This window comes from Roseateles sp. Mitsp63 (assembly GCF_059491535.1).
The window spans coordinates 5,179,412-5,206,140 of record NZ_CP168509.1 but is presented as its reverse complement, the minus strand read 5'-3'; the positions used below and the strand labels follow the sequence as shown (position 1 = coordinate 5,206,140).

Genomic DNA, 26,729 nt, shown 5'->3' with positions numbered 1-26,729 from the left:
GCCGGTCAGGACGGCATGCTGATGAACCTGAGCGGCGCGCATGCGCCGTTCTTCACCCGCAACCTGCTGATCCTGGAGGACAACGCCGGCCATGTCGGCGTCGCCGAGATCCCCGGCGGCGAGCCCATCCGCAAGACCCTTGAGCAGGCCGGCGAGATGCTGATCGGCCAGCCGGTCGCGAAGTGGAACGCGCTGCTGGCGCGGGTGCGCGAGCAGTTCAAGTCGCTGGACAGCGGCGGCCGCGGCCTGCAGACCTTCGACCTGCGGACCACGATCCACGTGCTGACCGCCGTCGAATGCGCGCTGCTGGACCTGCTGGGCCAGCACCTGGACGTCCCGATCTGCGAGCTGCTCGGCGAGGGCCGGCAGCGCGACAGCGTCGCGATGCTGGGCTACCTGTTCTTCGTCGGCGATCGCACGAAGACCGGCCTGGCCTACAGGACGCCTGACGACGAGGCCGGCAGCGGCCAGGGCGCCGACGCCTGGCTGAAGGTCCGCCACCAGGTCGCGATGACGCCCGAGGCCATCGTCGAGCAGGCCGTCGCCGCGCAGGCGCGCTACGGCTTCAAGGACTTCAAGCTCAAGGGCGGCGTGCTGCGCGGCGAGGAAGAGGTCGAGGCGATCCGCGCGCTGAAGGCGCGCTTCCCCGACGCGCGCATCACGCTCGATCCCAACGGCGGCTGGCTGCTGAAGGACGCGATCCGGCTGCTGCGCGACCTGGGCGGCGTGCTCGCCTATGCCGAGGATCCTTGCGGCGCGGAAGGCGGCTTCTCCGGCCGCGAGGTGATGGCCGAGTTCCGCCGCGCCACCGGCCTGCCGACCGCGACCAACATGGTCGCCACCGACTGGCGCCAGTTCACCCATGCGCTGAGCCTGCAATCGGTCGACATCCCGCTGGCCGATCCGCACTTCTGGACCCTGTCCGGCGCGGTCCGCGTCGCGCAGACCTGCCGCGACTTCGGCCTCACCTGGGGCTCGCATTCCAACAACCACTTCGACGTCTCGCTGGCGATGTTCACGCACGCCGCGGCGGCCGCGCCCGGGCGCCTCACCGCGATCGACACGCACTGGATCTGGCAGGACGGCCAGTGCCTGACGCAGCAGCCGCTGCGCATCGTCGGCGGCGAGGTGGCCGTGCCGACCGCGCCGGGCCTGGGTGTGACGCTGGACATGGACGCCGTGGAGGCCGCGCACCAGCTCTACCTCCAGCACGGCCTGGGCGCGCGCGACGACGCGATCGCCATGCAGTTCCTGATCCCCGGCTGGACCTTCGATCCCAAGCGGCCCTGCATGGTCCGCTGACCGCTTCCCCGACCCCAGAGCGCCACGAGCGCCACGCACGGAGAGAGACATGACCCACACGAATCCCCCGGCCCGCAAGCGCGGCGCGGCCATCACGCGCCGCGCGGCGCTCGCCGCCGCCGCGATCGCGGCCGCCGCCGGCCTCGCGCCGAATGCCTTCGCGCAGGCCTGGCCCAACAAGCCGCTGCGCATCATCGTCCCGTACACGCCGGGCGGCTCGTCGGACATCATCGCCCGCGCGATCTCGCCGATGCTGTCGGAGGCGCTCAAGCAGCCCGTCATCGTCGAGAACAAGCCCGGCGCCAGCGGCAACATGGGCGCCGACCAGACCGCCAAGGCCAGCGACGGCCTCACCGTCATGCTGTGCGACGTCAGCGCGCTGGCGATCAGCCCCTCGCTGTACACCAAACTCAACTTCGACCCCTCCAAGGACCTCAAGGGCGTGGCGATGCTGGCCTACTCGCCGCACATGCTGGTGGTGCATCCGTCGGTGCCGGCCAGCAACCTGAAGGAACTGGTCGAGCTGTCGAAGAAGTCCAAGATCGACTTCGCCGTCACCGCGATGGGCAGCGCGCCGCACCTGGCCGGCTTCCAGGTCGCCAGCCTGACCGGCGCGAAGTGGGAGTACATCCCGTACAAGGGCGGCTCGCAGGCTGTCACCGACACCATCGCCGGCCAGACCCAGGTGCTGATGAACGGCATGCTCGCCACGCTGCCCTTCGTGCAGCAGAACAAGCTCAAGGTGATCGGCGTCAGCAAGGCCACGCGCGTGCCGCTGCTTCCGAACGTGCCGACGCTGGCCGAGCAGGGCGCCACCGGCTTCGAGTCCGGCACCTGGCAGGGCATCCTCGCGCCCGCCTCGATGCCCAAGGCCAACATCGACCGCCTCTCCGCCGAGCTGATCCGCATCATCCGCTCGCCCGACCTGCGCGCGCGCCTGGCCTCGCAGGGCGCCGAGGTCCACACGATGGGGCCGGCCGAGATGGATGCCTTCTTCAACAAGGAGCGCAAGAGCTGGGCGGCCGTCGTGGCCAAGAGCGGGCTCAAGCTCGATTGAACCGGCCCGCGCGAAGGAGCCCGCCATGACCACGCCGACCACGCCGACCACGCCTTACTCCGCTTTCCCCAACACGCTGCGCGCGCGCCTGATCGCCGGCGAGCGCCTGATCGGCTGCTGGTGCTCGCTGGCCAGCCCGATCAGCACCGAAGTGCTGGGCCTGGCCGGCTTCGACTGGCTGCTGCTGGACGGCGAGCACTCGCCCAACGACGTCGCCAGCTTCGTGCCGCAGCTGATGGCGCTCAAGGACAGCGTCAGCGCGCCGGTCGTGCGGCCGAGCACCAACCACGCGGTCGAGATCAAGCGGCTGCTCGACGCCGGCTTTTCCAACCTGCTGATCCCCTTCGTCGAGTCCGCCGAGCAGGCGCGCTACGCGGTGCAGTCCACGCGTTATCCGCCGCAGGGTTTCCGCGGCGTTTCGGTGGCGCAGCGCAACAACCGCTACGGCACGGTGCCCGGCTACTTCCAGGGCATCAACGAGCAGATCGCGGTGATCGTCCAGATCGAGAGCCCGGCCGGCGTGGCGGCCGTCGCGGAGATCGCGGCGGTGGACGGCGTGGACGCCGTGTTCATCGGGCCGCAGGACCTGGCCGCCGGCTATGGCCGCCTCGGCGATCCGGCCCATCCCGAGGTGCAGGCGGCGATGGGCGCGATCTTCGCGGCGTGCAAGGCCGCCGGGAAGCCGGTCGGCATCCTCGCGCCGGTCGAGGTCGACGCGCGCCGCTACCTCGCGCAGGGCGCGACCTTCGTCGCCGTCGGCAGCGACCTGGGCGTGTTCCGCGCGGCGACGCAGGGCCTGCGCGACAAGTACAAGGATTGAAACAAGGAGTCGCTCCCATGAGCATCAAGATCGGATTCATCGGCCTCGGCATCATGGGCGCGCCCATGGCGGCGCGCCTCGCGCAGGGCGGTCACGCGCTGTTCGTCCACACCCGCAGCCAGGTGCGCGAGGAGGTGACCGCCGCCGGCGCCACCGTCTGCGCCAGCGCCGCCGAGGTCGCCCGGCAGGCCGACGTGATCTTCACCATGGTCCCGGACACGCCGGATGTCGAGCGCGTGCTGTTCGGCCAGGACGGCGTGGCCGCCGGCCTGTCGGCGGGCAAGACCGTCGTCGACATGAGCTCCATCTCGCCGATGGCGACCAAGGACTTCGCGCGGCGCATCGTCGCGATGGGCTGCGAATGGCTGGACGCGCCGGTCTCCGGCGGCGAGGTCGGCGCCAAGGCCGGCACGCTGTCCATCATGGTCGGCGGCGAGGAAGCGACCTTCGCGCGCATCCAGCCGCTGCTGCAGCTGATGGGCAAGAACATCACGCGCGTCGGCGGCGCGGGCGCGGGTCAGACGACCAAGGTGGCCAACCAGATCATCGTGGCGCTGAACATCGCGGCCGTCGGCGAGGCGCTGGTCTTCGCCTCCAAGGCGGGCGCCGATCCGGCCAAGGTGCGCGAGGCGCTGATGGGCGGCTTCGCCTCCAGCCGCATCCTCGAGGTCCATGGCGAGCGCATGATCAAGCGCACCTTCAATCCGGGCTTCCGCATCGCGCTGCATCAGAAGGACCTGAACCTGGCGCTGCAGAGCGCCAAGGCGATGGGCCTGGCGCTGCCCAATACCGCGGGCACCGCGCAGCTGATGCAGGCCGCGGCGGCGCAGGGCTGGGATCAGCTCGACCACTCGGCGCTGGTGCGCGCGCTCGAGCTGATGGGGAACCACGAGGTCGGCGCCGCCACGGACGCCGGCTGAACGGCGCCGCCGCACAATCGCCGTCCATGAGCCAGCCCCACGACGCCTCCGCCGGGGCCGCGGACTCCGCGGCCCTGCTCGACGATCCCCGCGCGCTGCTGCGCCACCTCTACCGCGTCGCGGTGGACCGGGCGCTGCCGGGGAAGATCCTCGCCGGCCATCTGCCGCCCGTGCCCAAGGGACGCACGCTGGTGATCGGGGCGGGGAAGGGCGGCGGCTCGATGGCGCAGGCGCTCGAGGCGGCCTGGCCGAAGGACGCGCCGCTGACGGGCCTGGTGATCACGCGCTACGGCCACATCCCGCCGGATTACACGCCGCGGCGCATCGAGATGGTCGAGGCCGCGCATCCGGTGCCCGACGCGGCCGGCGAGCGCGCCGCGGCCCGGATGATGCAGCGGGTGCGGGACTTCCAGCCCACCGCCGACGACCAGGTGATCTGCCTGATCTCGGGCGGCGGCTCGGCGCTGATGCCGCTGCCGGCGCCGGGACTGACGCTCGCCGACAAACAGGCGGTGAACCGCGCGCTGCTCGCGAGCGGCGCCAACATCGGCGAAATGAACTGCGTGCGCAAGCACCTGAGCGCGATCAAGGGCGGGCGGCTGGCCGCGGCCTGCGCGCCGGCGAAGGTGCTGACGCTGATGATCTCGGACGTGCCGGGCGACGACCCGCAGGTGATCGCCTCCGGGCCGACGGTGCCCGACGCGACCACCTGCGCCGAGGCGCTGGCGATCTGCCGCCGCTACCGCATCGCGCTGCCGGCGCGCGCCGTCAAGGCGCTCGAGCGCGGCGAGTGGGAGACGCCCAAGCCCGGCGACGCCTGCTTCGACGGCCATGAGCAGCGCATCATCGCGGCGCCTCGTCAAAGCCTGCTGGCGGCGGCCGAGGCGGCGCGCGCGCTCGGCCTCGCGGTGCACCTGCTGTCCGACGAGATCGAGGGGGAGTCGCGCGACGTCGGCCGCGTGCATGCGGCGCTGGCGCGCTCGATCGCGCGGCATGGCGAGCCCTTCGCCAGGCCCTGCCTGCTCCTGTCCGGTGGCGAGACAACGGTGACGCTGGTCCCGCAGCCCGGCCGCGGCGGCCGCGCCGGCGAGTTCGTGCTCGGCTGCGTGATCGCGCTCGACGGCCAGGAGGGCGTGTGGGGGCTGGCCGCGGACACCGACGGCATCGATGGCGTCGAGGACAACGCCGGCGCCTTCCTCAGTCCCAGCACCCTGCAGCGCGCCCGCGCGCTGGGCCTGAAGCCGGCCGAGCTGCTGGCCGCCAACAACGGCTACGCGCTGTTCGAGGCGCTCGGCGACCTGCTGGTGACCGGGCCGACGCAGACCAACGTCAACGACTTCCGCGCGCTGCTGATCCGCTGAGGCGCACGTTGCGGCGCTTGCTGACGCGAAGCTGTCGCGTCTCCCCCAATCGAGCGGAGGGCGGGAAGAGTGAACGGATGTTGACCAGCCTCAAGGCAATTTCCGTCGAGTGCCGCGACAGTCCGGCATCCCCGGTTTCCGAGATTGCCCGTGAGCGCCCAACTGACGTCCCTTGCCGCCGATGCCCCCGCCGATGCTCCCGCCGGCGCGGCCTTTCTTCCCGCGTCCGCCGGGCTGATTCCCGGCCCCGCCCATCCGATCCCCTGGCGCGCGCTGCTGGGCGACGTGCTGCTCGATGCCGACAGCTGGTCCGCGCTGGGCTGCATGGCCCGGGTGCGCCGCTGCCGGGCCGGCGACCGCGTGATCCGGCGCGGGGACGCGGCGGTCTCGATGCTCGCGCTGTGCGAGGGCCGCGTGGCGGCGCGCGCGCCGGTGACCGGGCCGCTGTGGCTGGACCTGCACACCGCGTGGCTGGACGGCCGCTATGAAGACGACGCCAGCGTCGCGTCGGCGTCCGCGCTGGTGATGGAGTGGCCGATGGCGATGGCGGTGCTGTGGCTGCGGCAGCAGCCGCTGGTGTTGGAGGCGCTGGTGCGGGCCGTCTCGGCGCGGCTGCGCGACGCCCAGGACGCCATCACCGGCCTGACGACGCAGGACGCGACCGGCCGGGTGGCGGCCTGGCTGCTGGCGCAGGCCGGCGCCGCGGGGGAGCTGCGGCTGGCCGAGCGCAAGCGCGACGTCGCGGCGCAGCTGTCGATCTCGCCGGAGACCTTCTCGCGGACCCTGCGCCAGCTCGCCGATCGCGGCGTGCTGGCGGTGCAGGGCTACCGGATCGGGCTGCTGGACCGGGTGGCGCTGCTGGCGCTGGCGCGCTGCCGCTGAGCAGCTTAGACTCGCCTCCACCTGTCCGCGTTGGAAGGAGGCTTGCCGTGACGATTGCCAGCACGACCCCTGTGACCACCAGCGTCAGTTCCAGCGCGGAGCGGTTCTTCGGGGGACACGCCAGTCTCCCCGTCATGCCCGAGGTCGGGCGCAAGCTGCTGCGCAGCCTCGATGACGACAGTGTCTCGCTGGGGCAGATCGCCGAGCTGATCGGCAAGGACTCCACGCTCGCGGCCAAGGTGCTGCGGCTGGCCAACTCGGCGCGCTACAGCCCGTCGCACACGATCGGCACGCTGCAGGACGCGGCGATGGCGCTGGGCCTGGAGACGCTGCGCAACCTGGCGATGGCGGCCAGCATCTCGGCGACCTTCCCGGAGGTCAAGGGCCTGGACCGGCAGCGCTTCTGGCGGCACAGCGTGCGCACGGCCGGCTATGCGCGGCTGCTGGCCAAGCTGCTGCAGGGCGATGCCGACACCGCCTACCTCGCCGGCCTGATGCTGCGCACCGGGCAGCTGATGATGGCGATGTCCGAGGCGGACCAGGTCACCGACGTGGAGGCCCACGCGGCCGAGCCGGGCAGCCGCTTCTCGCTGGAGATGCACCGCTTCGGCTGCACCCATGCGGACGTGACGGCGGCGCTCGCGGCGCACTGGCATTTCCCGGCCGACCTGGTCGAGGCCTTCAAGGACGCGAACGCGCCGCTGGACATCCGGCCCTTCTCGATGCTGGCGGCGATCCTGCACCTGGCCGAGGTCATCGCCGACGCCTGCGACCAGGGGCTGGACCGCATCGACGCGGTGAAGCTCGCGGTGCCGGAGCTGGTGGAGCACCTGCACCTGGACCTGGAGTTCCTGAGACTGCGGCTGGATGCCTGCGGAGATCCGGGACAGGACGTCGAGCTGATGCTCAAGTGAGGCCGCGCTGAGGTAAGGTCGCGGGCTTCACGGTTCTCGAACGCTCGGAGACGGCATGACGACGTACAAGGGAAGCTGCCACTGCGGCCGCGTGGCGTATGAAGTGGACGGGGAGATCGACGGCGCGCTGGCGTGCAACTGCTCGATCTGCCAGCGCAAGGGCTCGCTGCTGTGGTTCGTGCCGAAGGCGCAGTTCCGGCTGCTGACCGACGACGCGGCGGCGAAGACCTACGAGTTCAACCGCCACATGATCAAGCACCGCTTCTGCCCGGAGTGCGGCATCCATCCGTATGCCGACGGCGTCGACCCGAAGGGCAACGCGATGGCGGCGATCAACATCCGCTGCCTGGAGGGCATCGAGCTGGAGAGCGTGCCCGTCACGCACTTCAACGGCCGGGACATGTGAGGCCGCGGCGGACTTTTTACCGCCCGTGGCGCCTGTGAAGGCCTTGTAGGTCGTTGGCCTACACGGCGCTCCAGCAATCGCCGATTGCCCGGCGCCGGACCGATCCCAAGAATGCGGTCCACGCCCGTCGAAGCGCCCTCACACCCCATGAAGATCCTGCTCGTCGATCCCTCGGATGCCTTCCGCAGGCACCTGTGCAAGCGCCTGCGCGAAGTGCCCGGCGCGACCGTCGTCGCCCAGGCGGCGGATGAGAACCAGGCCGTGCTCGCCGCCGCGCTGTGCGGGCCGGACGTGGTGCTGACCGAGCTCGACCTGGCCCGCGGCAGCGGCTTCTCCGTGCTGGAGCGCCTGCGCGCCGCCGGCTTCGAAGGCACCGCCTACGCGGTCACCGCCGCCGACGAGGCGGAGTTCGGCCCCCAATGCCTGGCCGCCGGCCTGGACGGCTTCTACGACAAGACCCTCGACCTGGACCGCCTGGTCCAGGCCTTGAGCGTGCTGGCGCACGCGCCGGTGACCTTCGGCCGCTCGCGCATCAAGGCGCACAGCCTCTGAGCGGACCGCGCCCGCGGTCCGCGCCGCGCTTCAGCGCTTGAGCAGCGCCTTCACCGCCGCCTCCAGCTGCTGGTCCTGACCCTGGTCCAGCTTCGCCTTGTCGTTGGCGACCTCGATGTCCGGCGTGATGCGGGCGCGTTCCATGAACTCGCCGTTCCTGGCGCGGAAGCCCACCTCCGGAATGCCGAAGTAGGTGGCGCCGTCCTGCAGCGTCTCCCACCACACCGCCGTGCCGGTGCCGGCCACCGGCATGCCGACGAGCTGTCCGATGCCCAGGTGCTTGTAGGTCCACGGGAACAGATGGGCGTCCGAGTAGTTGCTCTCGCTGATCAGCACCACCGACGGCCGGCTCCAGCGGCCGGCCGGCTCCCAGCCCAGGCTCTGGCCGCGCGGCAGGTACTCCAGGTAGGACCGGCCCGACAGCAGCGTCGACAGCGCGTCATGCAGGTCGCCGCCGCCGTTGAAGCGGGTGTCCACGATCAGGGCCTCCTTGCCGCTGGCCCGGCCCAGCGCGTCCGCGTAGACCTGCCGGTAGCTCTCGTCGTCCATGCCGCGCACGTGCACGTAGCCCAGGCGGCCGCCTGACAGCCGGTCCACCTCGGCCCGCTCGCGGCGCACCCAGCGCTTGTAGAGCAGCTCCTCTTCGTCCTTGAGGCTGATCGCCTTGAGCGTGCGCGCGCCATGCTGGCCCGTCGCCGGATCGCGCCACTCGATGGCCACCTGCTTGCCGGCCTTGAGGTTGAGCAGCGAGTCGAACTCCGCGCCCGCCGCGATGGCCACGCCGTCGATGGCCTCGATCAGCATGCCGGCCTTGAGGCGGTGATCCGCCGTGTCCAGCGGCCCGCCCTCGAGCACCTGCGCGATCTTCGCGCCCGCGCCCTGGTGGCGCGGGTCGTAGAGCACGCCGAGCGAGGCCGTCGCATCGCCGCTGGGCGGCGGCCGGTAGCCGCTGCCGGTGTGCGAGACGTCGAGCTCGCCCAGCATCTCGCTGAGCAGCTCCGCGAAGTCGGTGCCGTCGGCGACGAAGGGCAGCTGGCGCTCATAGACCTGGCGATAGCCGGCCCAGTCCACCTTCCCCATGTCCTGCACGTAGAGCTTCTCCAGCGTCTGCCGCCAGGCGTGGTCGAACATCTGCCGGCGCTCGGCGACGTGATCGACGCGCAGCTCCGCGCTGAAGTTCACCGGCTCCATCTTGAGCTCGCCCTTGCCGTCGCCGCCCGGGACCTTGAACCGCTGCACGCGGCCGCCGGCCATCACGAAGCCGTTCTCGCCCTTGGCGTCCAGCCACAGCGCAACGGCGTCGCCCTCATGCCGGCCCGGTGCCGGCGGCATCGCGCCCACGCGGCGCGTCTCCTTGTCGCGCAGACGGACCTGCTGGACCTCGAAGCCTTCGCCGGCCCTGGCGACGTAGAACAGCTGCTCGCCATCCGGCGTCAGCGCGTAGTCCTGGATGTCGCCGGAGGCCGTCGTCAGGCGGACGACGCGGTCCTCGAGCCCTTCCTGCTCGATCACCACCGGCGCGACCGGCGGCGCCTTCGCGTCCTCGCCCTTGCCGGGGGCCTTGCGGCCGGTGTCCTTCTTCTCTTCCTTCTTTTCCGCCTCCTTCTTCTCCTCGTCCTCGCGCGCCTTGAGCTGGGCGTACTCGGCCTTGTCGAGCTTGAAGCGGTCGTAGGCGGCCCGGGTCAGGAACATGCCGAAGACGTCGGCATCGCTGCGCGCGCCACCGCCGGTGCCATGCAGGCCCTGGCGATCGCTCCGCCAGATCATCATCCGGCCCTGCCGCCCGAACAGCGGATGCAGGTCGTCGTAGCCGCTCTGCGTCAGGTTGACCAGCTTGCCGCTGCCGTCCGCGGGCACGATGCCGACCTCCGCGCCCCAGCGGTTGCGGTCGACGAACTGCACCAGCAGGCTCTTGCCGTCGGGCGCCCAGTCGAAGGCCTGATCGCCGTCCTCGTAGGAGTAGTTCCACTCGCTGGACAGCACCTCGCGCGTCTTGCCCGAGGCGACGTCCAGCACGTGCAGCGCGGCGCGGTCCTGCAGGTAGGCGACCTGCCGGCCGTCCGGCGAATAGCGGGGCTGGAAGTTCTGATGCGTGCTGTCGAGCAGCACCCGCGTGCCGATGCGCGGCGCGTTGAAGAAGTTGGGCGCGTCCTTCTTGTCGCCGGTGATGGCCGACTCGCACAGGCGCCAATGGCCGTCCTGCTCGCAGGCGTAGACCAGCTTGCGTCCATCCGGGCTGAAGCTCACCGAACGCTTCTGTCCGGGTCCGTCGGTGATGCGGCGCGTGTTGCCGAACTCCGCCGACGCGACGAAGACCTGACCCCGCACGACCAGCGCCACCTCGCTGCCATCGGGGCTGGGCGCCATGTCGGTGACGCCTTCGGAGAGCTTGAGCTGCTCCACGCTGGATGCCAGCGCATCGGCGGCGATGCGCACGCTCAGCTTCCTGGGCGTGGCGTCGTCGCCGGCCATCGTGTACAGCTCGCCGTCGAAGCCGAAGGACAGCGTGCCGTCCGCGGCCACCGACAGGAAGCGCACCGGATTGCGCGTGAAGTGCGTGATCTGGCGCGCCGCGTCGGGCTGGTCCACCGGCATCTTCCAGACGTTGAAGGAGCCGCTGCGCTCGCTGAGGAAGTAGATGGAGCGCTCGTCCGGCGACCACACCGGGTTGCGGTTCTCGCCGCCGCTGGCGGTCAGCTTGCGATGCTGGCCGGTGCGGGCGTCCCACAGCCAGAGGTCGTGCGCCACCGGCGACTGGTGATGCTTGCGGAAGGCGTTCTCGTAGCCCTTCCAGTCCTCGTAGACGAGCCGCGTGCCCGCCTTGTCGTAGCGGCCGGCCAGGGCCGGATCGCTGAACAGCTGCTCGGGCCGGCGGCCGCCGTCGACCTTCACCTGGTAGAGCTCGCCCATCGCGGAGACCGGGAACGCGAGGCTGCCGGCCGTGTCCTGGCGCTGCGCCGAGAACAGCACCGAGCGTCCGTCCGGCGTGAACGCGATCGGCAGCTCCGGCGCGGAGTGCGCCGTCAGGCGCCGCGAGGGGCCGCCGTCCGCCGAGACGATGAAGACGTCGTTGTTGCCGTGCAGGTTGGATGCGTAGGCGAGGGCGCGGCCATCGGGCGACCAGACCGGCGCGGTCGTGTGATGGCCGTTGGCCACCAGCACGCGCGCGGTGCCGCCGTCGCTGCCGACCAGGAACAGGTTGCCCTGGAACGTGAAGGCGATCTGGCGGCCATCGGGCGAGATCGCCGGCTGGCGCAGCCACAGCGGATCCGTCAGCGGACCGAGCGCGGCGGCGGGCGTCTGCGCCTGGGCGCCGGAAATGGCGGTCACCGCCGCCAGGACAAGGGTCGCGAGCTGGAGTCTCATGGGCAGGCGTGGAAGCTGGGGATGGCGGGCAGTCTAGGCGCGAGGACCCGGGGTGGCGCCAGTCATGGATGGGGCCGCATGAAGACGCCGTGGACACGGCGTGAAGGCTCGCGCGACGGGCTCCGCAACCGCTTTCATGGCTTCCCCGGAGACTTCCCCTGAATCAGGGACGCGCGCGGCGTATCGAGTGCAACCGGCCGTTGCACGCCGTTGCGCTGCTTGTCTGGCTTGTGAAGCGCTGCGTGCGGGAAACCGCGTTCGCGTGCTTACGAATCGGCGCCTTCGGTTGCCGGTGGTGCGGGGCGCCCTCCGAATAATCCGCCGCCCTCGAGGTCCGCCGCCGCCGGCGTCGCGCCGCGGCGGACCTCGCCCCATTCCGAGAACCACTTTCCCGAAGGACGGTTTCCATGACGATCACCTCGACGCGCCCGGACGGCGCTCTGCGCCTGCATCCGCTGGCCTTGTCGCTGGCGCTGGCCGGCGTGCTCGCCGGTTGCGGCGGCGGTGGCGCATCCTCCGACGCGGCCGTGCAGGAGGCGCGCCTGCCGGGCGGCGCCACCGCGGCATCGGGCGCGGCCGCGGTGGCCGCGGCAGCGGCCACGCCGGCGCAGGTCTGCTTCTTCGAGCACGCCAACTTCGGCGGCGCCAGCGTGTGCCGCAACTTCACGACGAGCTGGGTTGGCGAGACCTGGAACGACCGCATCTCCTCGGTCCGCGTGCCGGCCGGCTACAAGGTCGAGCTGTTCGCGGAACTGAACTTCCGCGGCGCGTCGGTGACGCTGACGGCGGACAACGCCAACCTGACCGGCGCCGGCCTGAACGACGCGGTTTCCTCGATACGCGTGACGCCGCCGGCCGTGCCGTCCAAGGTGACGCTGGCCTCGGTGCAGTTCGCGCAGTCCATGCTGTACGGCAGCGGCGACGCGCAGCTGGTGCTGGTGGCCAACAAGCCGGCGCTGCTCAAGGTCAACGTGACCGCGCCGGCGGGCACCGCCGTGCCGGCCGGCACCGTGCGCGTCGACAACACCGCCGACGGCACCAGCCGCGACCTGGCGCTGACGGCGCCGCGCCGCGGCCTGCCCACGACGGTCTCGGACACGCAGTCCTTGGACGACGCCTACAGCGTCACCGTGCCGGCCGAGCTGGTGAAGACCGGCCTGAAGGTCACGGTGAACGTGGCCGGCGCGGCGGCGCAGAGCTTCGCGCCGCGCGTGGGCGGCGGCACCGCGATGCGCTTCATCCCGATCTCGGTGCGCATCGCCGGCACCACCGGCCAGTTGCCGGCCGACCAGACCGCGCACCTGCGCGCGCTGTTCCCGGTGTCGTCGGTGACGCTGCGCTCGCACCCGGCCTTCGTGTCGTCCAAGGTGACCACGCTGCCGACCACGGACTCGGGCTGGAGCGATGCCTTCGGCAAGATCCTGGGCGAGCTCAACGACCTGCACCGCATCGAGGGCGCCGCGCGCCAGGACTACTACTTCGGCTTCATCCCCAAGCGCACCTGGGGCCTGGCGGGCCTGGGCTACGTGCCCGGCACCTCGGCGGTGGGCTTCGACATGCCGAGCAGCCCGGACACGGTGCGCGACGTCGTCGCGCACGAGCTGGGCCACAACTTCTCGCTGCCGCACGCGGCCTGCGGCGGCGCGGGCTCGCCGGATCCCAACTACCCGTACCCGGACGCCAACCTGGGCAAGCCGGGCCGCTACATCTGGAGCTACCTGTCGGACGTCAACGCGTTCTACGACCCGCGCCCGACCGACCGCCACGACATCATGAGCTACTGCGGCGGCACGGTGTTCTCCGACTACAACTACCGCCGCATGCAGACCTTCCTGACGCCGTCGGACGCGGTGGCGGCCGGCGCGGCGGTCAAGGGCGCCGCCTCCGCGGACGGCGACGGCAAGGCGGTGGCGCAGGACGTGCTGCTGGTCAGCGGCAGCATCCGCGGCCGTCAGGTCGAGATCAATCCGGTCAAGACGCTGGTGGCCAGGCCGGATGCGGTCGGCGGCCCGTACGTGCTGCGCGTGCAGACCTCGGGCGGCGACGTGAAGGACTACGCCTTCGCGGCCCAGGCGCTGGACCATGATGGCGACCAGCTGCACTTCAGCGTGCTGGTGCCCAAGGCCGACAACATCGTCGGCATCAGCGTGCTGCGCGATGGCGCGACGCTGGCGCAGGCCCAGGCGCGGGTGACCAACGCCCGCCAGAAGGCGCTGGCCGCCGGCACCAGCCGCGCGCAGGTGCAGGTGAAGGAAGCCGGCGGCAAGGCCACGCTGCGCTGGGATGCGGATGCCGTGCCGTTCCTGAGCGTGACCTGGACGGACGGCACGCGCCGCCTGAACCTGGCGCAGGACCTGCAGGGCGGCGAGGTGACGCTGGACACGAACGAGCTGCCGGCCGGCGGCCGCTTCGAGTTCATCGTCTCCGACGGCCTGAACGCGCAGCGCATCGAGCTGAGCCGCTGACCGCGCGTTCGCGCTGACGACAGAACGCCCCGCCTCGCGCGGGGCGTCGCCGTTTCAGCGGGGCGGGCGAGCCAGGAGCGACCGCCGGTGGCGTCCGGCGAGACCCGAGGACTTTCGTCCATTGACGCGGCACGGCGCTGGCGGACACTCCGGGCCGTTCTCCGATCCGCGCTCGCGACCCCGTCATGGACATCCTCGAACTCTTTCTGGTGGTGACCGCCATCGGCTACCTCTGGTCGCAGCTCGCCGCGACCAAGCAGCGCGTGCGGCGGCTGGAGGAGCGGCTCGAGGCCGATGCCATCGCCCGCGCGAAGGGGCAGGCCGCGCCGGCCGGCATGCCCTCGGCGATCGAGCCGGCGAGGGCGCCCGCGCCCGTCGCACCCGCGATACCGGTGAGCGTGGATCCTCCCGCTCCCATCGTTCCGGTCGCTTCCGCCGCTTCCGCCGCTTCCGCTGCTCCCGCCGCTCCCGCTGCTCCCGCTGCTCCCGCCGCGCCGCCGGTGATGCCACAGACGCCGGTGACACCGAGCCCCGCGCCGGCGGGTCCGCCGCAATGGCAGGTCTCGCTCTTCGACCTGCTGCGCCGCAACCTGTTCGCCGTCGCCGGCGTCGTGCTGCTGCTGCTGGGCTTCGTGGTGCTGTTCCGCTCGATCGAATGGGGCCATCTGTTGCCCCCGATCGCCAAGGTCTCGCTCGCGTGGGCCGCCGCGGCCGTGCTCGGCTTCGCCGGCGTGCGGCTGAGCGCCCGCAATGGCCTGTGGGGTCAGGTGGTGCAGGGCGGAGCGGCGGCCATCGGCTACCTCGCGACCTACGTGGGTTCGTCGGGTTATGAAGTCCTGCCGCCCTCCGCCGCGCTGGCGCTGTTCGCCGCGATCTCGGGCGCGCTGGTCCATCGCGCGCTGAAGGAGGACGCCAAGGTCCTCGCCGGCGTGGGCTTCCTCGGCGCCTATGCCGCGCCGCTGCTGGCCCTCTACGGTCATGCGGGGCTGCTGTTCAACCTCGGCTACGGATTGATCGTCACCGCCTTCGCGCTCTGGGTGAGCCTGCATCGACGTTGGCTGGAGATCGGCATCCATGCCCATGTCTGCGCGGCCGGCCTGGCATCGCTGGCCTGGGCGGCGGCGTCCCATGAGCCGGCGCTGCCCGCGTGGCAGCAGCAGGGGCTGCTGCTCGCGTACCTGGCGCAGTTCTCGGGCTGGACGCTCGCGTGGGCGCATCGCCGGCTGCAAGGCGCGGCGGCGGCCGATCGCGCCGGCGCCCAGGCGCGAGCCCATGAGACGCCCATCGTCAGCGCCTGCTTCTCGATGACGGTGGTGGTCTTCCTCGCGATGGAGGGCTGGCTGCTGACGCCGAACGCCTTCACGGCCGTTGCCTTCGTCACCGCCGCGGCGCTGGGCGCGCTGACGGTGCGCGGCTTCCCGCTGCAGGCGCTGCGCGAGACAGCCTGGGTGCTGAGCGCGCTGAGCGTGGCCGTCGGCCTGGCGCAGAACGAGCTCGCGACCTCGGTCTCCAGCCTGGGCCTGTTCGCCGAGGGCGCGATCCTGATGCTGGCCACGGGCAGCCAGTCGCGCCTGCGGCGTGTGGTCGCGCGCGGGCTGATGCTGCTGGGCGCGATCAACGTGCTGCTGCTGCCCGGCTGGTGGCCGGCCGCGATGCTGCTGCTGGCGGGGCTCGCGCTGTCCCTGCGGATGGCGCGCGTGGACCGCGCGACCGACGCCGGACTGGCCGCGAGCGTCACGGTCGCCGCCGCGGCCGCGTTCTCATACCGCCATGCCGGCCTGACGATGGATGCGGTGCCGGTGTTCGTGCTGGTCATGCTGTCCGCGACCGTGCTCGCGTACGTGCTGAACAGGCCGGCGAGTGGCGTCGAACGCACGACGAGCGTTCTGGTGCCGCGGATCTACGCCGTGGTGCTCGCGCTGGGTTGGCTGTCGATGCTGCCGATGTTGCCGGCGCTGCCTCGCGTGCTGGGCCTCTCGGCGCTGGTGATGCCGTCCGTGGCCGGCGCCGTCATGGCGATGGCCTCGATGCGCCGGCCGATCAGCGGCCGCGCGGCGGAGCTCGCCAAGGCGCTGCTGTGCAACCTCCATCTGCTGCCGGCGCTGGTGGCCTTCGCGCTCGATGCGAGCGCCGCCGTGGTGGCGCTGCTGGCGGTGACGGGCACCGCGGTCTTCGCCCACGTGCTGGGCCGGCTGCGCGCCGACACCCCGCCGGATGCCGCGGCTCAGCTCACGCCCGCGAGCGCCGCGCATGCCGCGCTGATCGGTGCCTCGCTCCCGCTGCTGCTGGCCGCATCGTCCGGCGCGCTGGTCTGGATGCTGTCCGGCGCCGCCTTCTACGCGGCGCTGCTGACCTGGTGGAAGCTCGGCGACGGCGTGCCCGCGCAGGCGCGCCAGGTGGCCGTCGCGGCGGCGGCCGTGGCCGTGGGCTACGTCGTGGCGCGAGGCCTCACCGATTCGCCGGCCCAGGCCTTCGAGCTCGCGTGGCGCAGCTATCTGTTGCCGGTGGCGCTGGCCGCCGTCGGCGTGAGCTGCCTGTTCCTGAGCGCGCGCGGCGGCCGCCGCCTCGCGTGGCAGGTGTCGGCCGTGGTCTGCGCCGGCGCGATGGTCAAGCTGCTGCTGTCGCTGGGCAGCCTGGCGCTGTCGCCGATGGGCATCGTCGGCAGCCTGCTGGGCATGGGCGCGCTGTTCCTGCTGGCCGGCTACCTGGCGCCGCAGCCGCCGGGCCGCGAGGCAAGTGGCCCCGCGGCCAGCTGATGGCGGCTACGGCGGCTACGGCGGCTAGCTGACGGCGGCCCGCGCCGCCTCCACCGCGTCCAGCACCGCCTCCGGCGTGGCCGGCGCGCGCAGCGGCGGATCGCAGCGCTGGGGGCCACAGGCCGCGACCGCGTCCTTGATCGCCAGCAGCACCGAGAACGGCAGCAGCAGCGGCGGCTCGCCGACGGCCTTCGAGCGATGGATGCTGTCCTTCGCGTTCGGCGCGTCGTAGAGCGCGACGCGGAAATCGCGCGGCATGTCGTTGGCCGTCGGGATCTTGTAGGTGCTCGGCGCATGGGTCAGCAGCAGGCCGGACTGCGGGTGCCACACCAGCTCCTCGCTGGTGAGCCAGCCCTGGCCCTGCACGAACGCGCCCTCCACCTGGCCGATGTCCAGCGCCGGATTCAGCGACTGCCCGGCGTCATGCAGCACGTCGGCGCGCAGCACCCGGGTCTCGCCGGTCAGCGTGTCCACGAGCACCTCCGCCACCGCCGCGCCGAAGGCGTAATAGAAGAACGGATGGCCCTGCAGCTTCGCGCGATCCCAATGCAGGCCGGGCGTCGCGTAGAAGCCGTCGCTCCAGAGCTGGATGCGCTCCAGGTAGGCCTTCGCGACCAGTTCCTGGAAGCCGATCGCCGCGGCGCCGCCGGCGGCGCGCACCTCGCCGCCATCGAAGACGAGGGCGTCCTCGCCGCAGCCCAGCAGCCGCGCCGCCAGCGGCTGCAGCCGCTGCCGGATCCTGCGCGCCGCGTCCTGCGCCGCCTTGCCGTTCAGGTCCGAGCCGGTGGACGCCGCCGTCGCCGAGGTGTTGGCGACCTTGCTGGTGTCGGTGGCGCTGGCGCGCACCTGCGCGGCCGGGATGCCGAGTTCGTGCGCCACCACCTGCGCGACCTTGGTGTTGAGTCCCTGGCCCATCTCGGTGCCGCCGTGGTTCACCAGCACCGAGCCGTCGGTGTAGACATGCACCAGCGCGCCGGCCTGGTTCAGGTGCACGACGTTGAACGAGATGCCGAACTTCACCGGCGTCAGCGCGAGGCCGCGCTTGAGCACCGGATTCGCCGCGTTGAAGGCGGCGATCTCGGCGCGCCGCGCGTGGTAGCCGGAGGTCTCGACCAGGCGGTCCGTCAGCGGCTGGATCAGGTTGTCCTCGACGCGCTGCCCGTAGGGCGTGAGGTCCTGGCCCTCGCGATAGAAATTGCGCTGCCGCACCAGCAGCGGATCGAGCCCCAGCCGCCGCGCGACGCCGTCCAGGATCATCTCGATCGCGAGCGCGCCCTGCGGTCCGCCGAAGCCGCGGAAGGCCGTGTTGCTCTGGGTGTTCGTCTTCGCGCCGTAGCCATGCATCGCCACGTGGGGCAGCCAGTAGGCGTTGTCGAAGTGGCAGAGCGCGCGCGCCATCACCGGCGCCGAGAGATCGGCGCTGTGGCCGCAGTTGGAGATCAGGTCGATCTCGGCGCCGAGGATGCGCCCCTCGTCGTCGAAGCCGACCGACCAGCGGTAGTCGAAGCCATGGCGCCGGCCGGTGATCAGGAAGTCGTCGTCGCGGTCGACGCGCAGCTTGACCGGGCGGCGCAGGCGGCTGGCCGCGATGGCCGCGACGCAGGCGAAGAGCGCCGACTGCGATTCCTTGCCGCCGAAACCGCCCCCCATGCGCCGGCATTGCACCGTGACCTGGTGCGACTGCCAGCCCATCGCGTGCGCGACCAGCTGCTGCATCTCCGACGGATGCTGCGTCGAGCAGTGCAGCAGCAGCGATTGGTTCTCCTGCGGCAGCGCGTAGCTGATCTGGCCCTCGAGGTAGAACTGCTCCTGTCCGCCGACGGCCCATTCGCCGTCGAGCCGGTGCGGCGCCGCCGCCAGCGCCGCCGCGGCGTCGCCGCGCGAGAGATGCATCGGCGGGATGACGTATTGCCCGATGGCATGGGCCTCGCGCGCGGTCAGCACCGCGGGCAGCGGCGTCGCGGCGATCGCCTGCCTGGCCATCGCCGCGGCGCGGCGCGCCAGTTCGCGATCGGTGGCGATCACCGCGTAGACCGGCTGGCCGACGTAACGCAGCTGGCCGTCGGCCAGGATGGGATCGTCGTGGACCAGCGGGCCGCAGTTGTTGTCGCCGGGAATGTCCGCCGCGGTCAGCACCGCGACCACGCCGGGCTGGCGCCGCAGCAGTTCGACGTCGACGGACAGCAGCGTCCCGTGCGCCAGCGGCGACAGGCCCAGCGCCGCATGCAGCGTGCCGTGGGCCTCGGCGATGTCGTCGGTGTAGAGCGCCTCGCCGCTGACGTGCAGGTGGGCGGCCTCGTGCGCGCGGCTGACGCCGACCTGCGGTTGCAGCGCCGGCGCGGCGGTCACGTCGACCGGGAAGTCCAGCGGCTTGTTCATGCGACGCTCCGCTGCAGGTTGATGGCCTGCCAGACGCTGGCGGCCTCGGCGGCGAGCGGCGCGTTGGCGCGCGTCTCCAGCCAGAAGCGCCGGATCAGGTTGGCCGCCGCGCGCTCGCGGTAGGCGGCGCTGGCGCGCAGGTCGGTCATCGGCTGGAAGTCCTCGCGCAGCGCCCGCGCGGCGGCGATCGCGGCGGCTTCGTCCCAGGCCTGGCCGTTCACGGCGGCTTCCGCCTTCGGCGCGCGCTTGACGATCGCGGCCATGCCGCCGAAGGCGAAGCGCGCCTCACGCGCCACGCCGTCCTCCAGCCGCAGGCTCAGCACCGCGCAGACGGCGGAGATGTCGCTGTCGTAGCGCTTGGCCAGCTTGTAGCCGCGCAGCCGCGTGCCGGCGGGCAGGGCGGGGACCTCGAGCGCCTCGACGAACTCCCCGGGTTCGAGCGCGTTCTTCATGTAGTCGAGGTAGAAGTCCTCGAGCGGCAGCGTGCGCCGCGAGGCGCCGCGCCGCAGCGCGATGCGGGCGCCGAGCGCGATCAGCGCGGGCGCGCCGTCGCCGATCGGCGAGCCGTTGGCGATGTTGCCGCCCAGCGTGCCGGCGTGCCGCACCGGCGGCGACGCGAAGCGCAGCCACAGCTCGCGCAGCGCCGGCACCCGCGCGGTGAGCGCGGCCCAGGCGTCCTCCAGCGAGGCCGCCGCGCCGATGCGCAGCGCGCCCTCGGGGCCGGCCTCGATGCGGCGCAGTTCGTCGACGCGGCCGGTGAGGATCACGTCGCCAAGTTCGCGCTGCTGCTTGTTGACCCACAGGCCGACATCGGTCGCCCCGGCGACCAGGCGCGCCTGCGGCATCGCCTCGCGCAGCGCGGCCAGCTCATCGGCCGAGCGCGGCGCGAAGACGCGTTGCGGCGCGCCGACGCGCGAGGGCGCCTCGTAGTGCAGCGGCGGGTCGGCGCTCAGTGCCCGCAGCGCCTGGGCGAGCGGTGCGCGGTCGAGGACGCGGGCGGGCGCGTCGAACATGCGTTCGCCGGCGTCGAGGATCGGCCGGTAGCCGGTGCAGCGGCACAGATTGCCGGCGAGGTCGTCCGCCAGTTCCTGGCGCCGCGGCCGCGTCCCCGCCGCCTGATGGCGTTCGTAAAGGGCCTGCATCGTCATCGCGAAGCCCGGCGTGCAGAAGCCGCATTGCGAGCCGTGGCAGTCGACCAGCGCCTGCTGCACCGGATTCAGATCGGCGCTGCCCCCCAGGTCCTCGACCGTCAGCAGCGCCTTGCCATCGAGCATCGGCAGGAACTGGATGCAGGCGTTGACGTTGCGCAGCTCGACCGCCTGGCCCTCGGCGTCCAGCTCGCCGATCAGCACCGTGCAGGCGCCGCAGTCGCCTTCGGCGCAGCCTTCCTTGGTACCGGCGCAGCGGGCGTGCTCGCGCAGGTACTGCAGCACCGTGGTCGTGGGCGGGAGGCCGGAGACGGACCTCACTTGGCCCTGGTGGACGAATCGGATGGGACGGGGAGTGGTCATGGGAGCGGCGAATGCAATTACCCCGAACGGTACTCCTGCGGCTTCTCCATGGTTATACGATCGCGCATATAGCCTCTATATGCGATTGACAATGTCGGAAGAACTGAACTTCGACAAGATCGACCTCCTTCTGGTGCGGGTCCTGCATACCTTGATTTCCGAGCGCAGTGTGTCCAGGGCCGCGATGCGGCTCGGCAGCACGCAGCCCGCCTTGAGCGCGCAGCTGCGGCGTTTGCGCACCCTGACGGGCGATCCGCTGCTGGTGCGCAGCGGCGCCGGCATGACCCCGACCGCCACCGCGCTGGAGCTGCTGGCGCCCGCCGAGCGCCTGCTTCGTGAGGCCGATGAGCTCTTCGGTGCGCGGCTGCGCAAGTCGGCCTTCGATCCCGCGACGGCCGAACTGCGCTTGCGCGTCGCGGCCAGCGACTACCTCGACCCGCTGTTCCTGCCGCTGCTGGTGGCCCATCTGCAGCGCTTGGCGCCGGGCGTGCAACTGGATCTGCAGCCGCTCAATGCCGACTTCGACTACCGCGCCTCGCTGGCGCGCGGCGAGGTGGACCTGGTGATCGGCAACTGGCTGGAGCCGCCCGGCGAGCTCCACATGGGCCGGCTGCTGGTGGACGAGGTGGTCTGCCTGGTGAGCCGCGACCATCCGGCCGCGCGCATGGCGCCACGCGCCTGGACGCAGGAGCGCTACCTCGACTGCCAGCACCTGGCGCCGATGCCGCTGAGCCGCGGCCAGCCCGGCGTGATCGAGCAGCACCTCGCGTCGCTGGGCCTGGAGCGCCGCATCGCGGTGCGCTGCGCCCATTTCGGCCAGCTGCCGCAGATGGTGGCGCGCAGCTTGCTGGTGCTGACCACCGGCCGGCTGTTCTGCAATCGCTACCTGGAGCAATTGCCGGTGACGGTGCTGCGCTGCCCGGTGGCGTTCCCGCCGATGACCTATTACCAGCTGTGGCACGACGTGAGCCACAACAGCGCGCCGCTGCGCTGGCTGCGCGAGCAGGTGCGCGACGTCGCGCGCCAGCTCGTGCCGTGAGCGCCGGGTCCTCGATGATTCCGGCATTCCTGTCTTCCCCTGTTTCCCCTGTCTTCCTGATCTCCGACGCATGACGACCCACCGCTCCGCCGCTCCGGCACGCCTGGCCCTGAAGGGCGACCTGCTGGACTTCACCGCCGCGCCGCAATGGGGCCGCGTCGACGATCCCGCCGTGCGCTTCCGGCCCGATCACTGGCTGCTGATCGAGGACGGCCGCATCGCCGGCGCGCAGGCCGAGGACCCGGGCGAGGGCTGGGTGCGCGAGGATCACGCCGGCCGGCTGATCCTGCCGGGCTTCGTCGACACGCATGTGCACAGCCCGCAGCTGGACGTGATCGCGTCGTATGGCACCGAGCTGCTGGACTGGCTCAACACCTACACCTTTCCGGCCGAGCAGCGCTACATGGACCCGGAGGTCGCACGCTTCGGCGCGGACCGCTTCCTCGATGCGCTGCTGGCGCATGGCACGACCTCGGCGGTGGTCTATCCGACGGTGCACAAGGTCTCGGCCGACGCGCTGTTCGAGGCCGCCGCGGCGCGCGGCATGCGGTTGATCACCGGCAAGGTGCTGATGGACCGCAACGCGCCCGAGGGCCTGCGCGACGACGTGGTCCAGGCCGAGCGCGACTGCCTGGACCTGATCGCCAAGCACCACCAGCGCGCGCGGCTGGCCTACGCGGTGACGGTGCGCTTCGCGCCGACCAGCACGCCGGAGCAGCTGGCGATGGCTGGCGCGCTGTGCCGCGCCGATGCCAGCCTCTACATGCAGACCCATGTCGCCGAGAACCGCGGCGAGGTCGAGTGGGTGGCGCGGCTCTTCCCCGAGGCGCGCAGCTACCTGGACGTCTACGACCGCGTCGGCCTGCTGCATCCGCGCGCGGTGCTGGCGCACGGCATCTGGCTGGACGACGAGGACCGGCGCGTGCTGGCCCGCACCGGCGCGCACATCGCGCACTGCCCGTCGTCCAACCTGTTCCTGGGCAGCGGGCTGTTCGACTGGCCCGGCGCGCTGGCCGCGGGCGTGCGCGTCAGCGCGGCGAGCGACGTCGGCGGCGGGACCTCGCTGTCGGCGCAGCGCACGCTGGCGGACGGCTACAAGGTGCAGGCGCTCGGCGGCCAGCGCCTGACCGCCTGGGCCGGGTTGCATGCGGCCACGCGCGGCGCGGCCGAGGCCCTGGGTTTGTCGGAGGAGTTGGGCCACTTCGGCGTGGCTACACTGGCCGACGTCTGCATCTGGGACTGGGCCGCGGGGCCGGTCGCCGAGGCCCGCATGGACCTCACGCGCGACCCGCACGAACGGGCCTTCGCCTGGATGACGCTGTCGGACGATCGCAACCTGGTGGCCAGCTACGTCGCGGGCGAGGCGCGCTACCGGAGATCCTGAGGACCCTGCCGCCCCCATGACACCGCCACGCCTGGAACTCCGCCACGTCAGCAAGCAGTACCCCGGCGTGAAGGCCAACGACGCGGTGTCGCTGTCGGTGGCCGCGGGCGAGATCCACGCGGTGCTGGGCGAGAACGGGGCCGGCAAGTCCACGCTGATGAAGATCATCGCCGGCGCGGTCGCGGCCGACGCCGGCGAGCTGCTCTGGGACGGCGCGCCGCGGGCGATCCGCTCGCCGTCGCAGGCGCGGGCGCTGGGCATCAGCATGGTCTACCAGCACTTCTCGCTGTTCGACTCGCTGACCGCGGCGCAGAACATCTGGCTGGGGCTGGACCAGGCGATGACGCTGGACGAGGTCCGCGCCCGCGTGCGGACGCTGTCGGCCGAGTACGGCCTGCCGCTCGATCCCGAGCGCCCGGTGCATGCGCTGTCGGTGGGCGAGCGCCAGCGCGTGGAGATCCTGCGCGCGCTGATGACCGCGCCGCGGCTGCTGATCCTGGACGAGCCGACCTCGGTGCTGACGCCGCAGGCGGTGCAGGCGCTGTTCGGGACGCTGCGCCAGCTCGCGGCACAGGGCTGCGCCATCCTCTACATCAGCCACAAGCTCGACGAGATCCGCGCGCTGTGCCACCGCTGCACGGTGATGCGCGCGGGGCGCGTGACCGGCGAGGTCGACCCGCGCGAGCAGAGCAACGCCAGCCTGTCGCGCCTGATGATCGGCGCGGAGCCGCCCGCGCTCGCGCCGCGCGCGGCCCGGGCGCATGCGCCGGCGCGGCTGCGGGTGAGCGGGTTGAGCCTGGCGCCGGAGACGCCGCACGGGACGGCGCTGGTGGACCTCGCGCTCGAGCTGCGGCAGGGCGAGATCCTCGGCCTGGCCGGCGTATCGGGCAATGGCCAGCAGGAACTGCTGCGCGTGCTGTCCGGCGAGGACCGCCGCGCGCCGCGTGGCGCGGTCACCTGGATCGCGGAGGACCCGTCGATCGCGCGGGCGGCGGCGGGCGCCGTGGACCACGCCACCGATCTCGGGCCGCTCGGACCGGCGAAGCGCCGCGCGCTCGGGCTGCACCACGTGCCGGAGGAGCGGCTCGGACGCGGCGCGGTGCCGTCGATGTCGCTGGCGCAGAACACGCTGCTGACGCGGCGCGAGCCGGTCGGCCGGCTTGGCCACGTGTCGACGGCGAAGGCGGCGGCGCTGGCGCGGCGGCTGATCGAGCGCTTCGGCGTGCGGGCCTCGGGGCCGCAGGCCGCGGCGCGCAGCCTGTCCGGCGGCAACCTGCAGAAGTTCATCATGGGCCGCGAGATCGACGCGGCGCCGAAGGCGCTGATCGTCGCGCAGCCGACCTGGGGCGTGGATGTCGGCGCCGCGGCGCAGATCCGCGCGGAGCTGCTCGCGCTGCGCGACGCCGGCTGCGCGCTGCTGGTGCTGAGCGAGGAACTGGATGAGCTCTTCGAGCTCAGCGACCGCTTGATGGTGATGGCGCGCGGCCGGCTGTCGCCGGCGATTCCGGTGGCCGAGGCCACGGTGCAGCGCATCGGCCTGTGGATGAGCGGACTGTGGGAGGACTCGCATGCCGAGGCTTGAACCGCGCGCGCGGCCGTCGGCGGCGATGTCGCTGGCCTCGCCGCTGATCGCGCTGGGGCTGACGACGCTGATCGGCGTCGCGATCTTCATGGCGCTGGGCAAGGACCCGCTGCAGGGCCTGCGCATGTTCTTCTGGGAGCCGCTGCGCAACGGCTACGCGCTCGGCGAGCTCGGCCTGAAGGCGACGCCGCTGGTGCTGATCGCGCTGGGGCTGGCGGTGGCCTTTCGCGCCAACGTCTGGAACATCGGCGCCGAGGGCCAGTTCGTCGCCGGCGCGCTGGCGGCGGGCTGGGTGGCGATGCAGGCCGATGCCGGCAGCACGAAGCTGATCGTCCTGCCCATCCTGGTCGCCGGCACGCTGGGGGGCATGGCGTGGGCGTCGATCGCGGCCTTCCTGCGCGACCGCTTCCATGCCAACGAGATCCTGGTCAGTCTGATGCTGGTCTACATCGCGGAGCTGCTGCTGCAGTACCTGGTCTATGGCCCGTGGAAGGACCCGGCCGGCTACAACTTCCCGCAGACCATCACCTTCCTGCCGGCGACGCAGTTGCCCAAGCTGTTCACCGGCACGCGGCTGCACATCGGCGTGTGGGTCGCGCTGGCGGCGGTGGCGGGCTGCTGGTGGCTGCTGATGCGCTCGATGGCGGGCTTCGCGCTGCAGGCCGGCGGCATCGCGCCGCTGGCGGCGCGTTATGCGGGCTTCTCCTCGCGCGCGGCGCTGTGGGGCGCGATGGCCTTGTCGGGCGGCCTGGCCGGCCTGGCCGGCGCGCTCGAGACGGCCGGCCCGCTCGGCCAGCTCACGCCCTACGTGCCCGCGGGCTACGGCTTCGCGGCCATCATCGTGGCCTTCGTCGGGCGGCTGCATCCCGTGGGCATCGTGCTGTCCGGGATCCTGATGAGCATGTTCTACATCGGCGGCGAGCTGGCGCAATCGCGGCTCGGGCTGCCCAAGGCCATCACCGGCGTGTTCCAGGGCCTGCTGCTGTTCTGCCTGCTGGCCTGCGACACGCTGATCCACTACCGCGTGCGGCGCGCGCCGGCGGCGCTGGACACGCCGGCCGACACGCCGGCCGACACGCCGGCCGACACGCTGGCCAAGGGAGCGCGCTGATGGACGCGTATGCGCTGCTGATCGCCGCGACGCTGAACGCGGGCACGCTGGTCGCGCTCGCGGCGCTGGGGCTGCTGATCAACGAGCGGGCCGGCGTCGTGAACCTCGGGGCGGAGGGGATGATGCTGGTCGCCGCGATCGCCGGCTTCGCCGCGGCGGTGCACAGCGGCAGCGATGTCGTGGGCTTCGTGGCCGGCATTGGCGCGGGCGCGCTGATGGCGCTGGCCTTCGGCCTGCTCGCGGTCTATCTCAACACCAACCAGTACGCGACCGGGCTGGCGCTGAGCCTCTTCGGCGCGGGCTTCTCGGCCTTCGTCGGACAGAACTACGTGCAGGCGAAGCTGGGACCGCGGCCCTCGTTCGCGGTGCCAGGTCTTGCCGACATCCCGTTCATCGGGCCGGCGCTCTTCAAGCAGCATCCGCTGGTCTACGGCGCGATGGCGCTGACGGCGCTGCTGGCCTGGGCCTTGACGCGCACGCGCGCGGGGCTGGTGCTGCGCGCCGTCGGCGAGTCGCCGGAATCGGCGCATGCGCTGGGCTATCCGGTGCGGCGCATCCGGCTGCTGGCGGTGGTGGCGGGCGGCGCGCTGTGCGGGCTCGCGGGCGCCTACTGCTCGGTGATCTACACGCCGCTGTGGGTCGAGGGGATGATCGCCGGCAAGGGCTGGATCGCGCTGGCGCTGACCAGCTTCGCCACATGGCGGCCGGCGCGCGTGCTGCTGGGCGCCTACCTGTTCGGCGGCGTCACCATGCTGCAGTTCCACCTGCAGGGGCAGGGCGTGCAGGTGGCGAGCCAGTTCCTGAGCATGCTGCCCTACCTGGCCACCATCGTGGTGCTGGTGCTGATCTCGCGCAACGAGGGCTTCATCCGCGCCAACATGCCGGCCTCGCTGGGCCGGCCCTTCCATCCGGGCGGATAGGC

The 26,729-nt window shown here is 72.1% G+C and carries 19 protein-coding genes; 16 read left to right on the top strand and 3 right to left on the bottom strand.

Annotated features, from left to right (window positions below; translation table 11 throughout):
• Positions 1 to 15: 15 nt before the first annotated feature.
• The 9 genes from ACEN96_RS22570 (at position 16) to ACEN96_RS22530 (ending at position 8,214) form a co-directional block, all read left to right on the top strand.
• On the top strand, positions 16 to 1,302 hold the full coding sequence (locus ACEN96_RS22570) for an enolase C-terminal domain-like protein (protein ID WP_495588662.1): 1,287 nt from the start codon (positions 16 to 18) through the stop codon (positions 1,300 to 1,302).
• Positions 1,303 to 1,351: 49 nt separating this feature from the next.
• Positions 1,352 to 2,359: a Bug family tripartite tricarboxylate transporter substrate binding protein gene (locus tag ACEN96_RS22565; protein WP_495585269.1), complete on the top strand. Its 1,008-nt coding sequence runs from the start codon at positions 1,352 to 1,354 to the stop codon at positions 2,357 to 2,359.
• Positions 2,360 to 2,384: 25 nt separating this feature from the next.
• Positions 2,385 to 3,179: a 2-dehydro-3-deoxyglucarate aldolase gene (gene garL / locus ACEN96_RS22560; protein ID WP_495585268.1), complete on the top strand. Its 795-nt coding sequence runs from the start codon at positions 2,385 to 2,387 to the stop codon at positions 3,177 to 3,179.
• A 17-nt stretch (positions 3,180 to 3,196) separates the two neighbouring features.
• Positions 3,197 to 4,099, top strand: a complete 903-nt coding sequence (locus tag ACEN96_RS22555) for a 2-hydroxy-3-oxopropionate reductase (RefSeq protein ID WP_495585267.1) — start codon at positions 3,197 to 3,199, stop codon at positions 4,097 to 4,099.
• A 26-nt stretch (positions 4,100 to 4,125) separates the two neighbouring features.
• The gene (locus tag ACEN96_RS22550) at positions 4,126 to 5,460 is read left to right on the top strand and encodes a glycerate kinase type-2 family protein (RefSeq protein ID WP_495585266.1); all 1,335 of its coding nucleotides are present in this window, start codon (positions 4,126 to 4,128) and stop codon (positions 5,458 to 5,460) included.
• 150 nt (positions 5,461 to 5,610) lie between these two features.
• Positions 5,611 to 6,342, top strand: a complete 732-nt coding sequence (locus ACEN96_RS22545; RefSeq protein ID WP_495585265.1) for a Crp/Fnr family transcriptional regulator — start codon at positions 5,611 to 5,613, stop codon at positions 6,340 to 6,342.
• Between the two features lie 47 nt (positions 6,343 to 6,389).
• Entirely contained in the window at positions 6,390 to 7,256 is an 867-nt protein-coding gene (locus ACEN96_RS22540; protein ID WP_495585264.1) for an HDOD domain-containing protein, read from the top strand.
• 55 nt (positions 7,257 to 7,311) lie between these two features.
• Positions 7,312 to 7,662: a GFA family protein gene (locus ACEN96_RS22535; RefSeq protein ID WP_495585263.1), complete on the top strand. Its 351-nt coding sequence runs from the start codon at positions 7,312 to 7,314 to the stop codon at positions 7,660 to 7,662.
• A gap of 147 nt (positions 7,663 to 7,809) precedes the next feature.
• Complete coding sequence (locus tag ACEN96_RS22530; protein WP_495585262.1) at positions 7,810 to 8,214, top strand: response regulator; 405 nt, start codon at positions 7,810 to 7,812, stop codon at positions 8,212 to 8,214.
• A 30-nt stretch (positions 8,215 to 8,244) separates the two neighbouring features.
• On the opposite strand, the gene ACEN96_RS22525 is transcribed toward ACEN96_RS22530, so the two are convergent.
• Complete coding sequence (locus tag ACEN96_RS22525; RefSeq protein ID WP_495585261.1) at positions 8,245 to 11,580, bottom strand: S41 family peptidase; 3,336 nt, start codon at positions 11,578 to 11,580, stop codon at positions 8,245 to 8,247.
• A gap of 407 nt (positions 11,581 to 11,987) precedes the next feature.
• Between ACEN96_RS22525 and ACEN96_RS22520 the strand changes: the two genes are divergently transcribed.
• Both ACEN96_RS22520 and ACEN96_RS22515 read left to right on the top strand, forming a co-directional pair.
• Positions 11,988 to 14,045 (top strand): peptidase inhibitor family I36 protein, encoded by a 2,058-nt coding sequence (locus ACEN96_RS22520; RefSeq protein ID WP_495585260.1) that lies wholly within the window; start codon positions 11,988 to 11,990, stop codon positions 14,043 to 14,045.
• A 185-nt stretch (positions 14,046 to 14,230) separates the two neighbouring features.
• Positions 14,231 to 16,801, top strand: coding sequence for a DUF2339 domain-containing protein (locus ACEN96_RS22515; RefSeq protein ID WP_495585259.1), 2,571 nt, complete (start codon positions 14,231 to 14,233; stop codon positions 16,799 to 16,801).
• A 24-nt stretch (positions 16,802 to 16,825) separates the two neighbouring features.
• On the opposite strand, the gene xdhB is transcribed toward ACEN96_RS22515, so the two are convergent.
• Positions 16,826 to 19,180 carry a xanthine dehydrogenase molybdopterin binding subunit gene (gene xdhB / locus ACEN96_RS22510; protein ID WP_495585258.1) on the bottom strand — a complete coding sequence of 785 codons (2,355 nt, stop codon included), beginning with the start codon at positions 19,178 to 19,180 and terminating at the stop codon, positions 16,826 to 16,828.
• Positions 19,177 to 20,691: a xanthine dehydrogenase small subunit gene (gene xdhA, locus ACEN96_RS22505; RefSeq protein ID WP_495585257.1), complete on the bottom strand. Its 1,515-nt coding sequence runs from the start codon at positions 20,689 to 20,691 to the stop codon at positions 19,177 to 19,179. Before xdhA ends, xdhB begins: the two co-directional genes overlap by 4 nt.
• Positions 20,692 to 20,782: 91 nt before the next feature.
• Here xdhA and ACEN96_RS22500 point away from each other — a divergent pair, with 91 nt between their 5' ends.
• From ACEN96_RS22500 to ACEN96_RS22480, 5 genes are all read left to right on the top strand, one after another.
• The gene (locus ACEN96_RS22500) at positions 20,783 to 21,730 is read left to right on the top strand and encodes a LysR family transcriptional regulator (RefSeq protein ID WP_495585256.1); all 948 of its coding nucleotides are present in this window, start codon (positions 20,783 to 20,785) and stop codon (positions 21,728 to 21,730) included.
• Between the two features lie 70 nt (positions 21,731 to 21,800).
• Positions 21,801 to 23,114 carry a guanine deaminase gene (guaD, locus tag ACEN96_RS22495; protein WP_495585255.1) on the top strand — a complete coding sequence of 438 codons (1,314 nt, stop codon included), beginning with the start codon at positions 21,801 to 21,803 and terminating at the stop codon, positions 23,112 to 23,114.
• 16 nt (positions 23,115 to 23,130) lie between these two features.
• A complete protein-coding gene (locus ACEN96_RS22490) occupies positions 23,131 to 24,696 on the top strand; it encodes an ABC transporter ATP-binding protein (protein ID WP_495585254.1) in 1,566 nt (521 codons plus the stop codon).
• Positions 24,683 to 25,807: an ABC transporter permease gene (locus ACEN96_RS22485; RefSeq protein ID WP_495585253.1), complete on the top strand. Its 1,125-nt coding sequence runs from the start codon at positions 24,683 to 24,685 to the stop codon at positions 25,805 to 25,807. Before ACEN96_RS22490 ends, ACEN96_RS22485 begins: the two co-directional genes overlap by 14 nt.
• A complete protein-coding gene (locus tag ACEN96_RS22480) occupies positions 25,807 to 26,727 on the top strand; it encodes an ABC transporter permease (protein ID WP_495585252.1) in 921 nt (306 codons plus the stop codon). The genes ACEN96_RS22485 and ACEN96_RS22480 overlap by 1 nt, the downstream gene beginning before the upstream one ends.
• Positions 26,728 to 26,729 lie beyond the last annotated feature (2 nt).

Bases quoted from the DNA above. Each gene is read 5' to 3' on its own strand.
- garL (WP_495585268.1), top strand. From the start codon at position 2,385: ATGACCACGCCGACCACGCCGACCACGCCTTACTCCGCTTTCCCCAAC.
- xdhB (WP_495585258.1), bottom strand. From the start codon at position 19,180: ATGAACAAGCCGCTGGACTTCCCGGTCGACGTGACCGCCGCGCCGGCG.
- ACEN96_RS22485 (WP_495585253.1), top strand. From the start codon at position 24,683: ATGCCGAGGCTTGAACCGCGCGCGCGGCCGTCGGCGGCGATGTCGCTG.
- ACEN96_RS22565 (WP_495585269.1), top strand. From the start codon at position 1,352: ATGACCCACACGAATCCCCCGGCCCGCAAGCGCGGCGCGGCCATCACG.
- guaD (WP_495585255.1), top strand. From the start codon at position 21,801: ATGACGACCCACCGCTCCGCCGCTCCGGCACGCCTGGCCCTGAAGGGC.
- ACEN96_RS22490 (WP_495585254.1), top strand. From the start codon at position 23,131: ATGACACCGCCACGCCTGGAACTCCGCCACGTCAGCAAGCAGTACCCC.
- ACEN96_RS22515 (WP_495585259.1), top strand. From the start codon at position 14,231: ATGGACATCCTCGAACTCTTTCTGGTGGTGACCGCCATCGGCTACCTC.
- ACEN96_RS22520 (WP_495585260.1), top strand. From the start codon at position 11,988: ATGACGATCACCTCGACGCGCCCGGACGGCGCTCTGCGCCTGCATCCG.
- ACEN96_RS22480 (WP_495585252.1), top strand. From the start codon at position 25,807: ATGGACGCGTATGCGCTGCTGATCGCCGCGACGCTGAACGCGGGCACG.
- ACEN96_RS22530 (WP_495585262.1), top strand. From the start codon at position 7,810: ATGAAGATCCTGCTCGTCGATCCCTCGGATGCCTTCCGCAGGCACCTG.
- ACEN96_RS22525 (WP_495585261.1), bottom strand. From the start codon at position 11,580: ATGAGACTCCAGCTCGCGACCCTTGTCCTGGCGGCGGTGACCGCCATT.
- ACEN96_RS22535 (WP_495585263.1), top strand. From the start codon at position 7,312: ATGACGACGTACAAGGGAAGCTGCCACTGCGGCCGCGTGGCGTATGAA.
- ACEN96_RS22500 (WP_495585256.1), top strand. From the start codon at position 20,783: ATGTCGGAAGAACTGAACTTCGACAAGATCGACCTCCTTCTGGTGCGG.
- ACEN96_RS22555 (WP_495585267.1), top strand. From the start codon at position 3,197: ATGAGCATCAAGATCGGATTCATCGGCCTCGGCATCATGGGCGCGCCC.
- ACEN96_RS22570 (WP_495588662.1), top strand. From the start codon at position 16: ATGCTGATGAACCTGAGCGGCGCGCATGCGCCGTTCTTCACCCGCAAC.
- xdhA (WP_495585257.1), bottom strand. From the start codon at position 20,691: ATGACCACTCCCCGTCCCATCCGATTCGTCCACCAGGGCCAAGTGAGG.
- ACEN96_RS22550 (WP_495585266.1), top strand. From the start codon at position 4,126: ATGAGCCAGCCCCACGACGCCTCCGCCGGGGCCGCGGACTCCGCGGCC.